Origin of the sequence: Hahella sp. KA22 (assembly GCF_004135205.1) — a bacterium.
In the GTDB taxonomy this organism is placed as follows: Bacteria; Pseudomonadota; Gammaproteobacteria; order Pseudomonadales; family Oleiphilaceae; genus Hahella.
This window is the reverse complement of sequence record NZ_CP035490.1, coordinates 1,600,706-1,614,282: the sequence shown is the minus strand read 5'-3', so window position 1 is coordinate 1,614,282 and position 13,577 is coordinate 1,600,706. Positions and strand designations below refer to the sequence as shown.

General features: G+C 53.1%; 13 protein-coding genes. 1 reads left to right on the top strand and 12 read right to left on the bottom strand.

Translation table 11 applies throughout. The annotated features are described in order from the left end of the window. Positions 1 to 73: 73 nt before the first annotated feature. From moaA to EUZ85_RS07150, 7 genes are all read right to left on the bottom strand, one after another. A complete protein-coding gene (gene moaA, locus EUZ85_RS07180; RefSeq protein WP_127968648.1) occupies positions 74 to 1,060 on the bottom strand; it encodes a GTP 3',8-cyclase MoaA in 987 nt (328 codons plus the stop codon). 105 nt (positions 1,061 to 1,165) lie between these two features. Further along, entirely contained in the window at positions 1,166 to 1,417 is a 252-nt protein-coding gene (gene moaD / locus EUZ85_RS07175) for a molybdopterin converting factor subunit 1 (RefSeq protein ID WP_127968647.1), read from the bottom strand. A gap of 3 nt (positions 1,418 to 1,420) precedes the next feature. Further along, a complete protein-coding gene (moaC, locus tag EUZ85_RS07170; RefSeq protein WP_127968646.1) occupies positions 1,421 to 1,900 on the bottom strand; it encodes a cyclic pyranopterin monophosphate synthase MoaC in 480 nt (159 codons plus the stop codon). Between the two features lie 21 nt (positions 1,901 to 1,921). After that, entirely contained in the window at positions 1,922 to 2,326 is a 405-nt protein-coding gene (mutT, locus tag EUZ85_RS07165; protein ID WP_127968645.1) for an 8-oxo-dGTP diphosphatase MutT, read from the bottom strand. 30 nt (positions 2,327 to 2,356) lie between these two features. Continuing rightward, the gene (gene argJ / locus EUZ85_RS07160) at positions 2,357 to 3,577 is read right to left on the bottom strand and encodes a bifunctional glutamate N-acetyltransferase/amino-acid acetyltransferase ArgJ (RefSeq protein ID WP_127968644.1); all 1,221 of its coding nucleotides are present in this window, start codon (positions 3,575 to 3,577) and stop codon (positions 2,357 to 2,359) included. Between the two features lie 5 nt (positions 3,578 to 3,582). Further along, positions 3,583 to 6,309, bottom strand: a complete 2,727-nt coding sequence (secA, locus tag EUZ85_RS07155; RefSeq protein ID WP_127968643.1) for a preprotein translocase subunit SecA — start codon at positions 6,307 to 6,309, stop codon at positions 3,583 to 3,585. Positions 6,310 to 6,627: 318 nt separating this feature from the next. After that, entirely contained in the window at positions 6,628 to 7,563 is a 936-nt protein-coding gene (locus tag EUZ85_RS07150; RefSeq protein ID WP_127968642.1) for a M23 family metallopeptidase, read from the bottom strand. Positions 7,564 to 7,702: 139 nt separating this feature from the next. Between EUZ85_RS07150 and EUZ85_RS07145 the strand changes: the two genes are divergently transcribed. Then, positions 7,703 to 8,146 carry a DciA family protein gene (locus EUZ85_RS07145; protein ID WP_127968641.1) on the top strand — a complete coding sequence of 148 codons (444 nt, stop codon included), beginning with the start codon at positions 7,703 to 7,705 and terminating at the stop codon, positions 8,144 to 8,146. Between the two features lie 5 nt (positions 8,147 to 8,151). Here the strand turns inward: EUZ85_RS07145 and lpxC are convergent, their stop codons facing one another. The 5 genes from lpxC to EUZ85_RS07120 form a co-directional block, all read right to left on the bottom strand. After that, on the bottom strand, positions 8,152 to 9,060 hold the full coding sequence (gene lpxC / locus EUZ85_RS07140; RefSeq protein WP_127968640.1) for a UDP-3-O-acyl-N-acetylglucosamine deacetylase: 909 nt from the start codon (positions 9,058 to 9,060) through the stop codon (positions 8,152 to 8,154). 93 nt (positions 9,061 to 9,153) lie between these two features. Continuing rightward, positions 9,154 to 10,317 carry a cell division protein FtsZ gene (gene ftsZ, locus EUZ85_RS07135; protein ID WP_127968639.1) on the bottom strand — a complete coding sequence of 388 codons (1,164 nt, stop codon included), beginning with the start codon at positions 10,315 to 10,317 and terminating at the stop codon, positions 9,154 to 9,156. Between the two features lie 91 nt (positions 10,318 to 10,408). After that, entirely contained in the window at positions 10,409 to 11,641 is a 1,233-nt protein-coding gene (gene ftsA, locus EUZ85_RS07130; RefSeq protein ID WP_127968638.1) for a cell division protein FtsA, read from the bottom strand. A 29-nt stretch (positions 11,642 to 11,670) separates the two neighbouring features. Further along, positions 11,671 to 12,510 (bottom strand): cell division protein FtsQ/DivIB, encoded by an 840-nt coding sequence (locus EUZ85_RS07125; protein ID WP_011399588.1) that lies wholly within the window; start codon positions 12,508 to 12,510, stop codon positions 11,671 to 11,673. A 114-nt stretch (positions 12,511 to 12,624) separates the two neighbouring features. Further along, the gene (locus EUZ85_RS07120) at positions 12,625 to 13,572 is read right to left on the bottom strand and encodes a D-alanine--D-alanine ligase (protein WP_127968637.1); all 948 of its coding nucleotides are present in this window, start codon (positions 13,570 to 13,572) and stop codon (positions 12,625 to 12,627) included. Positions 13,573 to 13,577: the final 5 nt, after the last annotated feature.

Genomic DNA, 13,577 nt, shown 5'->3' with positions numbered 1-13,577 from the left:
CAACACTTAGACTCATGGGCGCAATCTATGGCGTCAATAACTTACGCCAATGATCCGCCCCATAGGACTGGCCTCAACCACCGGTCATATTCATAAAGCGAACGATCTGAGCTTCTTCCTCTAGATTAAAATAGTGCCGTTCCGGCTTAATCGCCATAGCGTCGACGATTGCCGGCTTCAATTGGTCAGGTCTACCACGCAAAACTTCGCGCAAATCAACGGAATGCTCATTGCCCAGACACAGCAGCAAGCGCCCTTCCACCGTCACTCGAACCCGGTTGCACAAATGGCAGAAGTTATGGCTGTGAGGTGAAATAAACCCAATTCTGGATACGCTATCGGACATTCTGTAATAACGAGAAGGGCCCCCTGTATTTTCACTACAGGGAAACAGCTCATAATCCTGACTGATGCGCTCACGCAATTCAGCGCTGGAGACAAATGAAAGTTGTCGGCTATGCTCAGTGATTGCGCCCAGCGGCATTTCTTCAATGAAAGAAATATCCAGCTTCTCCGCTCGCGCATAGCGCACCAGGTCCATCACCTCGTCTTCATTGCGCCCGCGCAGAACCACAGCATTAAGCTTAATTCTCTCTATACCGGCGGTTTTGGCGGCTTCGATTCCCGCCAACACCTGCTGCAAATCCCCTGTACGGGTCAATTCTTTAAAACGATCGGTATTGAGACTGTCGAGACTGACATTAATACGTTTGACGCCAGCTTTATGGAGGTCCGGCGCCATTTTGACAAGCTGGGAGCCATTGGTGGTCAGGGTTAATTCATGCAATTCCTGCAAACGCCCAAGCTTCTCCACCAACTCCAGAATGTTACGACGCACGAGGGGCTCTCCCCCGGTCAGCCTCAACTTACGAACGCCAAGCTCAACAAAGGCTTTGCCCACGTCATAGAGCTCTTCCAATGAAAGGATTTGTTCACGGGGAAGGAAGGTCATATCTTCCGCCATGCAATACACGCAGCGAAAGTCGCACCGGTCGGTTACAGACAGCCGTACGTAATTTACTTCACGGCCAAATCGATCAATAAGGCGGGCTGAAGACATAGCGAAACGCACTCCCCCTCGATAACTACCAACTCCATTTATACGCCACCTGATCGACCGAAACAAATCCGGTCCAACAGGCGGCGAACTACAAACCGCGGGCTCTCACCCACCAGTCACAGGCGGAAAGAATGCGACCTCATCACCGTCTGCAACTATCGCGCTCAAGGGAGCCATTTCCTGGTTTATCGCCGCCAGAATATTTCCCTGCCTCAAGACGGGTTCAGCCTCTGGTATTTCCGCAACCACCGCATCTAGCAGCGCAGCTACATTGCTCCCCGAATCCAAAGCAGGCAGCTCTATTTCAGAACGACCAACCTGCTCTCGCAGCTTCGCGAAAAACAACACCTTTATCATGGCTTACTCCTGAACCTGCCAATGGCCGCTGCGACCGCCTTGCTTCTCCAGCAAGCGCACCGACTCGATCACCATGCCTTTATCTACCGCCTTACACATGTCATAAAGGGTCAGCGCCGCTACACTGGCCGCTGTCAGCGCCTCCATCTCCACACCGGTTTTCGCATCAAGCTTACATATCGCTTCAATGCGCACCAGGGAAGCACTCGAGTCCGCTTCCAGATTTACTTTCACCGAAGTCAGATTAAGGCTATGGCATAGGGGAATCAGGTCAGACGTTTTTTTCGCCGCTTGAATGCCAGCGATACGGGCGACAGCAAAGACGTCGCCTTTTTTGTGCCGACCTTCGGTAATCATGGCCAAGGTTTCCGGCTGCATTCGAATCAATGCCTCCGCTCGCGCCACTCGGGTTGTCGTTTCCTTATCGGAAACGTCCACCATATGTGCTGCGCCCTTCTCATCAAGATGGGTGAGTTCAGCCATCCGCACTCCTCATTCAGGTCACTAACTGGCTTGCCGCAACGCCGCGATGATCTCACGATTAGCGGCGGGAAACGCTTCCGGGTCAAGCTCATTCAGGTCCAGCCAGGCGACATATTGACCTTCACGGCCTTGCGCCTCGCCAGAGAATCGGGATACACGCCACACATCCAGTAATACATGCTTATCGGGATAGTGGTGTTCTATTTGGATCAAAGGGTTTGTTGCGTCCTCAGATACATCCACTTGGACGCCAACTTCTTCAAAAAGTTCACGCTGCAGCGCCGCCAAAACCGTCTCACCGGGTTCGACCTTACCTCCAGGAAACTCTAACAGCCCTCCCTGGTGCAAATGGTCTGGTCTGCGAGCCACCAACACTCTATTGTGCTGATCGAGAATCACCGCAACAGCGACATGAACGGCTTTCATTCTCCGTCTCCATAGCACCTGTCACAGCGATCAGGTGCGATATTCCGCATTGATAGTGACATATTCATGGGAGAAGTCGCAGGTCCAGACGGTGTCTTCCACCTCTCCGCGTCCCAGATCGACTCGGATTGTAATATCCTCAAGATCCATCACCGCTTGCCCAGCCTCCTCCGTATATGAAGCCGCTCTCGCTCCGCCCTCAACAATACATACCTCGTTAAGGTAAATATTGATGCGCTCAACCTCAAGGCTCTGCAGCCCTGCGCGCCCAACCGCCGCCAGTATGCGGCCCCAATTAGGATCGCTGGCGAATAACGCGGTCTTGACCAAGGGAGAGTGTGCGATGGTATAGGCGACATCGAGCGCCTCACTAAGCGTCGCCGCGCCCTGAACGTTGACGGCGACGAACTTGGTCGCTCCTTCCGCGTCCCTGACAATGGCGTGAGCCAGTTGTTGCATCAAGTCATCCAACGCTTCCTTGAATGGCCGCCAGAGTTCAGTATTCGCCTCGGTAAATCTGGGTGCGCCGGAGCGCCCTGTCGCTACCAGTACGCAAGCGTCATTGGTGGAAGTATCTCCATCTACGGTGATGCGATTGAAAGATTTATTCGCGGCCGCCGTCAGCATGCGTTGCAGCAGTTCCGGCTCGATATCTGCGTCCGTCGCTACGAAGCCCAGCATTGTGGCCATATTCGGCTTAATCATCCCAGCGCCTTTACTGACGCCACTGATATGAACCGCCACGCCATCAATTTCAAGACGCACTGTAGCGCCTTTCGGCCGGGTATCCGTCGTCATTATGCCTTGAGCGGCTTCAGCCCAGGCGTTGTCACTGAAATTACCCAAAGCGCCGGGTAATCCCGCTACGATCTTATCTACAGGCAGCGGCTCGCCAATGACCCCCGTGGAAAATGGCAATACTTGCTCAGTCGCCACTTCGCCAAGCTGCGCCAACGTCTGGCAGCATCGCATGGCGTTATCCAGACCTTGCCGACCAGTCCCCGCATTGGCGTTACCAGTGTTGATTAGCAAGTAACGAGGCGCGCCCTCAGCAAGGTGACGCTTAGCCAGCGTGACTGGAGCGGCGCAAAAAGCGTTACTGGTAAAAACGGCGGCGGTTTGCGCCCCTTCACATAGCTCAAACACTACTAAGTCTTTACGACCCGGCTTTTTAACGCCGGCGGACCCGACCCCAATACGAACCCCCGCTACAGGGTGAAACTCGGGTAAAGGCGCGTGCCCCACAGCCATCTCAATTACTCCAGGCGACCATGACACTGTTTATATTTCTTGCCGGAACCACATGGGCAAGGCTCGTTACGACCGACTTTCTTGTGGTCGCGGACATAAGGCGCGTCAGAGCTTTCATCCTGCTCCTCCGCATCGGCATCTTCTTCTGACGCTTCAGGGTGAGTCGCCTGGGCGCGCTGCATTTGCTGCGCCAACGCCTCACGACGACGGCGTTCCAGCTCTTCCATTTCTTCCTGTTTCTGCACCCTGACATGGCAGATCACTCTGACTACGTCATGCTTGATGGTATCCAGCATATTCTGGAACAGCTCAAAGGCTTCACGCTTGTATTCCTGTTTGGGATTCTTCTGCGCGTAACCACGCAAGTGAATCCCCATACGCAGCAGGTCCATATTGGAAAGGTGCTCTTTCCACAAGGTATCCAGAACTTGCAGGAATACCTGCTTCTCGAAGTTGCGCATGACGGATGCGCCAACCACTTCTTCTTTCTCACGATAAGAATCGACTACCGCCTGCAGGATTTTCTCGCGCAAGGTCTCTTCATGCAGACGCTTGTCTTCGTCCAGCCATTGCTGCACAGGTAAATCAACGCCAAAATCGGACTCTAATTGCTTCTCAAGGCCTGGAATATTCCACTGTTCGGCCAAACTTTGCGGAGGGATAAACTGGCTGACCGTAGCGTTGACCACGTCGCCACGGATCGCATCGATCATTTCCGAAATATCGTCAGTCGCCATGATTTCGTTACGCTGTTCGTATACTACATGACGCTGATCGTTCGCCACGTCGTCATATTCCAGCAGCGATTTACGAATATCGAAGTTGCGGCCTTCTACTTTACGCTGAGCTTTTTCGATAGCGTTGCTCACCATACGGTGCTCAATCGCTTCGCCTTTCTGCATACCCAGCGCCTGCATAATATTTTTCACCCGGTCAGAGGCGAAAATACGCATCAGGTTATCTTCCAAGGACAGGTAGAAACGTGTCGAGCCAGGATCTCCCTGACGTCCCGAACGTCCTCGTAGCTGGTTATCAATCCGCCGCGACTCATGGCGCTCAGAACCAACGACATGCAGACCGCCCGCAGCGATTACTTGATCATGGCGTTTCTGCCAGTCGGCTTTGAGTTTAGCGATCTGTTCTGGTGTTGGGTCTTCCAACTCAGCGACGTCGGCTTCCCAGTTTCCACCCAAGACAATGTCGGTACCGCGACCCGCCATGTTAGTGGCGATGGTGACTGCCCCAGGACGACCTGCCTGCGCGATGACGTGCGCTTCACGCTCGTGCTGCTTCGCGTTCAAAACGTTATGGGCGATGCCTTCTTTTTTCAGCATAGCCGACAAATACTCGGACGCCTCAATAGAGGCCGTACCCACCAACACAGGACGATTTTGCGTCACAGTATCCTTGATATCGTCGATGACCGCCTGGAATTTCTCATCCACGGACAGATATACCAAGTCATTGTAATCAATACGCTTAATCGGCTTATTAGTTGGAATAACGATGACGTCCAAACCATAAATCTGGCGGAATTCAAAGGCTTCGGTATCAGCGGTACCGGTCATACCGGCAAGCTTTTCGTAAAGACGGAAGTAATTCTGGAAGGTAGTGGAAGCGAGTGTCTGACTTTCAGCTTGGATTTTAATGCGTTCTTTCGCTTCAATCGCCTGATGCAGACCTTCGCCCCAACGACGGCCCGGCATGGTTCTGCCTGTATGTTCGTCAACAATCACTACTTGGTCGTTCTGCACGATGTAGTCAACGTCTTTACTATATAAATGATGGGCGCGCAGAGCAGAACTGATATGGTGCAGTAAACCCAGGTTCGTGGCGGCGTAGAGGCTGTCGCCTTCTTCCAGCAACCCGTTTTTGGTTAACAGCTCTTCTACATAGGAGTGACCTGATTCCGACAGCTCAACTGAGCGACTTTTCTCATCAACAGTAAAGTGCCCGTCTACTGGCTGTCCTTCCTCTGGCTGCTCCCCTTTCTTAAGTTGAGGAACCAGCTCGTTAATTTTCCTGTACAACTCAGAGCTGTCTTCGGCTGGGCCGCTGATAATCAGAGGCGTCCGCGCCTCATCAATCAAAATCGAGTCAACCTCGTCGACAATCGCAAAATGCTGCCCGCGCTGCGCCTTGTCAGTAAGACTGAACGCCATGTTGTCACGCAGGTAATCAAAACCGAATTCGTTATTGGTTCCGTAAGTAATATCTGATGCGTAAGCGGCGCGCTTGGTTTCACTGTCCTGCCCGCTTACCACAACGCCAACGCTCAACCCCAAGTATTCGTACAGAGGTCTCATCCAGTCCGCATCACGACGCGCCAGGTAATCGTTTACGGTGACTACGTGTACGCCTTTTCCAGTCAGGGCATTCAGGTACACGGGAAGCGTCGCTACCAGCGTTTTACCTTCCCCGGTACGCATCTCTGCAATTTTGCCTTCATGCAGCACCATACCGCCGATCAACTGAACATCGAAATGGCGCATGCCCATCACACGCTTACCCGCCTCTCGCGCTACCGCAAAAGCTTCCGGCAACACTTGATCAAGTGCTTCTCCCTTCTCAAGTCGAGAGCGAAACTCCTGAGTTTTTGCTTTAAGAGCGGCTTCGTCTAATGCGCTGATTGACTCTTCCAGTTCGTTGATGCGTTTGACAACTTTGCCCATGCGCTTAATTTCGCGGGCATTTTTGCTGCCGAAAATTTTCCTGGCGATAGATGAAAACATAACTAACGAAATTACCTGTCTCTTTGAAGCGTTTATGGAGGCTCCGCTCGTGGCGGAATCGCTTACTCGTTACTTTATGGATTTGGAGCCACCTTGCCGAAGGAGATATAAATTCAGCGGGAGCGTAATTCCAAGCTCCGCATTCTAACCTCAATTTGTTACAGCAATAAAGGGATTAGTGCACACTTGTTACCCCTAGTAACAAGCAATGCGCGCGGTAGGGAGATAGAAGCGCCTTAAAATGGCTAGACTGAAAGTGGGGGAAAGCCTGTAATAGCAAGGCCTTGACGGGTATTACATCAAGGCCCTGAAAAAGTGTTACCGACTTGCGCGGTGAATAAATTTTGTGGGATTTGCAGAACGCCCATCCTGAAGAACTTCAAAGTGGACATGGGGCCCAGTCGAGCGCCCAGTGCTACCCATCTTCGCCAAAATTTGACCTTTTTGCACCACATCTCCGGTTTTAACCATAAGTTTGGCGCAGTGCGCATAGCGAGTGACCAAACCTCCGCCATGGTTAACCTCAACCAGATTACCGTAGCCGAAGCGCTCTTCTGAATAGGTTACAACACCACCAGCAACCGCAACGATATCGCTGCCCTCTTTACCGGCGAAGTCTACGCCAGAATGCCATGCCCGTTTGCCGGTGAACGGATCTGAGCGAAAGCCATAATGGGAAGACAGCCAACCTTTCTTGATTGGACGGCCCGCTACAAACTGCTCTCGTTGAAAGCGCTGGTTAACGAACAGCTCATCCATCACCCGCAATTGCTGCTCTCGCGACTCAGCCTGCTGCTCAATGGACTCCAACACTTGCGTTAACATAGGAACAGAGAAAGATTGTTCTAAGGCGGGCTCTTCTGGTCCACCTAATGCGGGCGATGATTCGAAGTCAAACTCCCCTTCATCCAGACCGGCGACATCGGTAAGACGCTGCCCAAGCGCATCAAGCCGCAACAGTCTCGCCTGCAATTCGCCCATACGCAGAGTCAGCGCGTCTATATTCTGTTGCGCAAGCGACTTATAAGTGCGGATTTCTTCTTTCTGTTGCTTCAGATTTTCCTGCCAGGTTTTAACCAGCTCAGGAGTGATAGAAGCGTCCGACGCGGCGGATTGTCGTCCAAGCCAAAACGCCGCCGCCAACAACGCAGCCACCAGAGACAGCGCAAGGACCGTCGTCAGCACAACTGCGCGCGCGCCCATAGAACGGGCGCGTGACTGACCATGTCCATCTCTCAGGAAGATAATATTCATGCTTTTCCAGGGTTTTGAGTTGCCTGAATTATATAAACGACGGAGGTTATCTAAAAATACTATACTTGTAAATTGTAACAGATGCTGTGATAGTTGATGTCTGCAAATGTAACGAACCTTTAATCTTTGGTTAACCGTAATGCCTGATAGAGATCGAAAGCTGGGAGATATTTTGTCGTCATCCTCCCCTACGCTGGAGTCTCTTTTTCACCGAGCCCTTCAACTGGATAAGCTGCAGCAGATATTCTCACAATGTCTGCCCGACCAACTACGCGGCAAAGTAATTCTGTCATCAGTTAAAGATGGCGTAATCCGCGTAACTGTCCCCGATGCCGTCACCGCAACTCAGTTGCGCATGAATCAACACACGTCGCTGCCGGAACTACGCAAGCACAAAGATTTCGATTTTGCTTATCAGTTCAAGATTCGCGTGGAGCCAGCGGAAGGTAAAGTGAAAACAAAAAGGAAGGCGAAACCAATTTCGCAAAAGAATGCTGAGCTTCTTAAACAAGAAGCTCAGCTCTGTGACGATCCTGAGTTGAAGAAAGCCCTAGAGGCTCTTTCAACTCATACAGAGGACTAGAAATCTTAGGCCAGCACTGGTTTCAGGTAGGAAATCGGCGCTTCACTGGCGTCTTCAAAGGTCACAACCTCCCAAGCATCCTTTTGGGAAATAAGCTCACGAAGAAGTTTGTTATTTAAGCCGTGACCCGACTTGTGCCCTTTAAACTCACCGATCAGACTGTTGCCTAACAGGTACAGGTCTCCAATCGCGTCCAACACTTTGTGCTTGACGAATTCGTCTTCGTAGCGCAAGCCGTCTTCATTGAGAATTTTGAAGTCATCGACAACGATAACGTTATCCATGCTGCCGCCCAAAGCCAGATTCATTGCACGTAATTTTTCAATATCGCGCATGAATCCAAATGTCCGCGCACGGCTAACTTCTTTAACAAAAGAAGTGCTGGAAAAGTCGATAACTGTCTCTTGTGAGCGGCCTTTGATCACAGGATGATCAAAGTCTATGCTAAAAGTCACTTTGAAACCGTCGAACGGTACAAAGGTAGCCCGCTTGTCTTCGTCAGTCACCGTTACTTCGCGCTTGATGCGGATAAATTTCTTGGGCGCGTCCTGCTCAGCAATGCCCGCCGATTGAATCAGAAACACAAACGGACCGGCGCTGCCATCCATAATAGGCACTTCGGCTGCGCTCAACTCAACGTAGCAGTTATCGATACCAAGACCGGCCAGAGCTGACAGCAAGTGTTCAACCGTTGCTATCTTCACTCCGTTTTTTACGAGAGTCGTAGAGAGAAGGGTTTCGCCTACGTTCTCAGCACGCGCCGGGATTTCCACGATAGGATCGAGATCTGTACGGCAGAATACAACACCCGTGTCCACTGGGGCCGGTTTCAAGGTCAGGTAGACCTTCTCCCCTGAATGCAGACCAACGCCAGTGGCTCGGATGATGTTTTTAAGTGTGCGCTGTTTTATCATTTCAATGATTTACCAAAATCTGGATAAAATTCGGCCAAATCATACCAGAAAGGTATTAGGTGCACCAACCTAAAAGACCGAACTCATTCTCATTTAATCCGCCTGACGACGCAAAAACGCAGGTATATCCAAATAGTCCACGTTTTGCTCATCCCCTACGGCCCGACGATCCACCGCCGCATTGCCCACAACTGAAGTAGCGCGTTTGCGCATCACAGTCGGACGCTCCAGCTGATGATAATCAGTTGTGCCGTTCATAGTCCGGGAAGAGTTGTCCACCACTTTGGTCGGCCGGTCATGCACACCGCCCAAACCCGTGGCGACCACTGTCACCCGCAACTCATCCTTCATTTCTGGATCAATTACCGTTCCAACAACCACTGTCGCAGCGTCGGAAGCGAACTCTTCAATGGTGGCGCCCACTTCAGAAAACTCGCCCAAAGACAGATCCATGCCTGCAGTAATGTTGACCAGAATCCCACGCGCGCCCTGCAGATTGATATCTTCAAGCAGCGGGCTGCGTACGGCTCTTTCCGCCGCTTCGCGAGCGCGATTGTCGCCGCTGGAAACGCCGGTGCCCATCATCGCCATGCCCATTTCGGACATAACGGTGCGAACGTCCGCAAAGTCTACGTTTATCATTCCGGGACGGATAATCAAATCCGCAATTCCCTGTACAGCCCCCAAAAGCACATCGTTAGCAGCGGCGAAAGCATCCAGCAGACTGGTGTTTTTGCCCATGACGCTCAACAGCTTCTCATTGGGAATCGTAATCAATGAATCGACGTGCTGCCCCAATTCACGCAGGCCAGCTTCCGCAACTTTCATGCGCTTGCCGCCTTCAAATGGGAATGGACGGGTGACTACTGCAACCGTCAAAATACCCATTTCACGAGCGATTTCCGCCACGACTGGCGCGCCGCCCGTTCCGGTACCGCCGCCCATACCAGCAGTTATGAAGACCATGTCGGCGCCTCTCAGCGTTTCCGCAATGCGCTCTCTGTCTTCCATCGCCGCCTGACGACCGACTTCTGGATTGGCTCCGGCGCCCAGCCCTTTGGTGACGCTGCCGCCGAGTTGAATCACGTGCTTGGCGTCGACATCACGCAACGCCTGAGCGTCGGTGTTCGCGCAGATAAACTCCACGCCTTCCACCGAAGAGGCGAGCATGTGACGAACTGCGTTGCCGCCGCCGCCGCCAACGCCTACAACTTTAATGACTGCATTTTGTGGTACGTTATCTACGAGCTCAAACATTCCCCTTCTCCTTCTTCGTTATAGTACCTGCGACCTGAAACTAATTTCCGCAAGTTGGTATAGACCTTTGAGTTGACTCTATTTGGGCTGATTAAAAATTCCCCATAAACCAGTTCTTCAGCCGTTGGAACAGGTTTTCTGCAGGTTCTCCCCGGTGCTGAGCGCCCCGGCCGAGATCTTGCTGTTTAAATCCATAGAGCAGTAATCCGACTGCGGTGGAGTACATAGGATTGCTAACCACATCGCTCAGGCCGGTGACCCATTGCGGCACCGCCAGCCTTACCGGCATGTGGAAAATCTCCTCCGCCAACTCCACGACCCCCTCCATACTGGAGGTTCCTCCAGTGAGCACGACGCCGGCGGCGATGAGATCCTCATATCCGCTGCGTCGCAACTCTGATTGGATCAAGGTGAACAACTCCTCATAGCGCGGCTCCACAACTTCCGCCAGCGACTGCCGGCTTAAGTCCCGCGACGGGCGATCTCCCACGCCCGGCACCTTGATCGTCTCATCCGCGCCTGCCAGCTGAGTCAGCGCGCAGGCGTATTTGATCTTGATTTCCTCTGCATTCTGCGTTGGCGTTCGCAACGCCATCGCAATATCGTTAGTGACCTGATCGCCAGCGATAGGGATTACCGCCGTGTGACGAATAGAGCCTCCAGTGAATATTGCGATATCAGTCGTGCCCCCGCCGATATCGACAACGCACACGCCCAATTCTTTTTCGTCATCCGTCAGCACCGCGTAGCTGGAAGCGAGCTGCTCCAAGATGATTTCGTCTACCTCCAAACCACAGCGCTTCACGCACTTTTCGATGTTCTGATAGGCGTTTACCGCACAGGTAACCAGATGCACTTTGGCTTCCAGACGCACGCCAGACATCCCCACAGGCTCTTTCACGCCCTCCTGGTTGTCGATGACGTACTCCTGCGGCACGACGTGGAGCACACGTTGATCAGCGGGGATCGCCACTGCCTGCGCCGCATCCAGAACTCTTTCCAGATCCGCCTGCACCACTTCCCGATCGCGCACCGCAACGATGCCGTGAGAGTTCATACTGCGGATGTGACTGCCAGCGATGCCTGCATAGACGGAGTGAATGCGGCAACCGGCCATCAGTTCAGCCTCTTCCACCGCGCGTTGTATGGCCTGGACCGTTGTTTCGATATTGACGACGACGCCCCGTTTGAGTCCGCGTGACGGATGGGAACCGATGCCAACGACTTCAATCGCTCCTTCCTGATTTCTCTGCCCGACAATGGCCACCACCTTGGATGTGCCAATGTCCAGCCCCACAATCATATTCCCACTCGAACTCGCCATATATTTCGACTCTGTCTTAAAGTTCACATTCAACCTTGTTCCGGAGTAACGTCTGCTTTCCATTTCACCGCCACCCCCCGGGTGTATCGTGCGTCAACACTCGCTATTTTTTCTCGCTCCTGGTGCAGTTTCTTCTCAAACAGCACAGTAAAACGGTGTAGCCGTCCCTCAACATCCTGCTTCCCCAGGTTAAGCTCCCACCCATCCGTAAAGCTGATCAGCCATGCGCCTCTGGACTCCATGATCACACCGTTCACATCCAGTCCCACTTTGGCCAGCTCCGCCTTCCATTTCTGGAAGTTATCAAACACCAGCCGCTCGCTGTGCGGCGGTCCAATCAGCGCTGGCAGGCCATTCACCACGACGCCGGTTTCTTTAACGAACAGCCGCCCGGCTTCGTTGATATAGCCCTGGTTGCGCCATCTGACAAAAGGCTCTTCTTCTTCCAGATCCACTTGCACAGCGTCCGGCCATAATCTGGAGATGGAAGCCCGTTTTACCCAGGGGTGGGCTTCCAGACTTTTACGCACACCTTCTAGGTCGGATGTAAAAAAACTGGCGTGGAGTAACGGCGACAGCAGCTCTTTCACCTCTCCGCGGCTCACGTAATTCAACTCGCCGACTACCTGAACCGTGGCGACTGGACGGTCCAACCATTTGACGCCGGCGATCAGCGCACTTAACACCAATAGCCAAAAGCAGAAGATCGACACGTGCAGCAGCACCCGATTCCACGGGATAAAGGCCAGCAGTCGCACGATCGCAGCCGGCCCGGTATTCCGGTTGTCGGCGCGCTCCTTTGCGCGGGTCGCAGTTGCGCCGCGTCGGGAACCAAGCGATTTGTCGAGCTGCTTCTTCATTGGCGTCATTAGCTGTAGCGACTCTCAGTTACTTGCCTTGGCGCAACTATCGTTACGCACGTCCGTACATTTCAATTTTGCTCAGTCGTCCTTGACTGCCATCCAGGTCGACAACCGCCTGGGTTACAATGTCGTTCCGAGTATGCTCAAAACCAGTTGTTCAAAGCTTAATCCAGATGCTTTCGCCGCCATGGGAACCAGACTATGGTCCGTCATCCCGGGCACCGTGTTCGCTTCCAGCAGCCAAGGCTGGCCGGCGGCGTCGCACATGATGTCCACCCGCCCCCATCCAGAACAGCCAATGGCGCGGTAGGCGCGCAGAGCCAGCGTTTTGAGCTCGTCTTCTTTGTCCTGAGGTAAGCCGCAGGGCAGAATGTAACGCGTGTCGTTCACCACATACTTGGCTTCGTAATCGTAGAACTGGCGGTCTGTCTCCAGTTTGATAGCCGGCAACGCGTCCTCTCCCAAAATAGAGACCGTGTATTCCGCGCCGGTTATCCACTGTTCTGCGATCACGACCGAGTCAAATTTCGCTGCTTCCAGATAGGCCGCTTCCAATTCTTCAGCAGTGCCCACTCTGCGCATACCAATACTGGAGCCTTCATGGACCGGCTTGACCATCAGCGGCTGCCCAGCACCTACTTCATGCATGATGGAGCCCCAGTCACAGCCGGCGTCCAGCACAGCATACTTGGGCGTCGGAATGCCCACGGTTTCCCACAACTGTTTAGTGCGCAGCTTATCCATCGCCAAGGCGGACGCCAGAACGTCGCTACCGGTGTAGGGCTTGCTCAGCAGGGTTAACAGTCCCTGCATGGTTCCGTCTTCTCCGCCACGGCCGTGCAATACGATGAATGCGCGATCAAAGTCGCCGTCCAGTAAGGGCTGCAGGCCATCGCGCGGGTCGATATGAAAACAGTCCACACCAGCGTTACGTAAGGCCGCGAGCACTTGCCCGCCACTTTTCAGAGACACATCCCGCTCAGCGGATGCGCCTCCGAACAGCACCGCCACTTTGCCGAAATCGGCAGGCGGCAGGTCTTTTACTTTTTCCCAACTAAGGACCGTCATATACG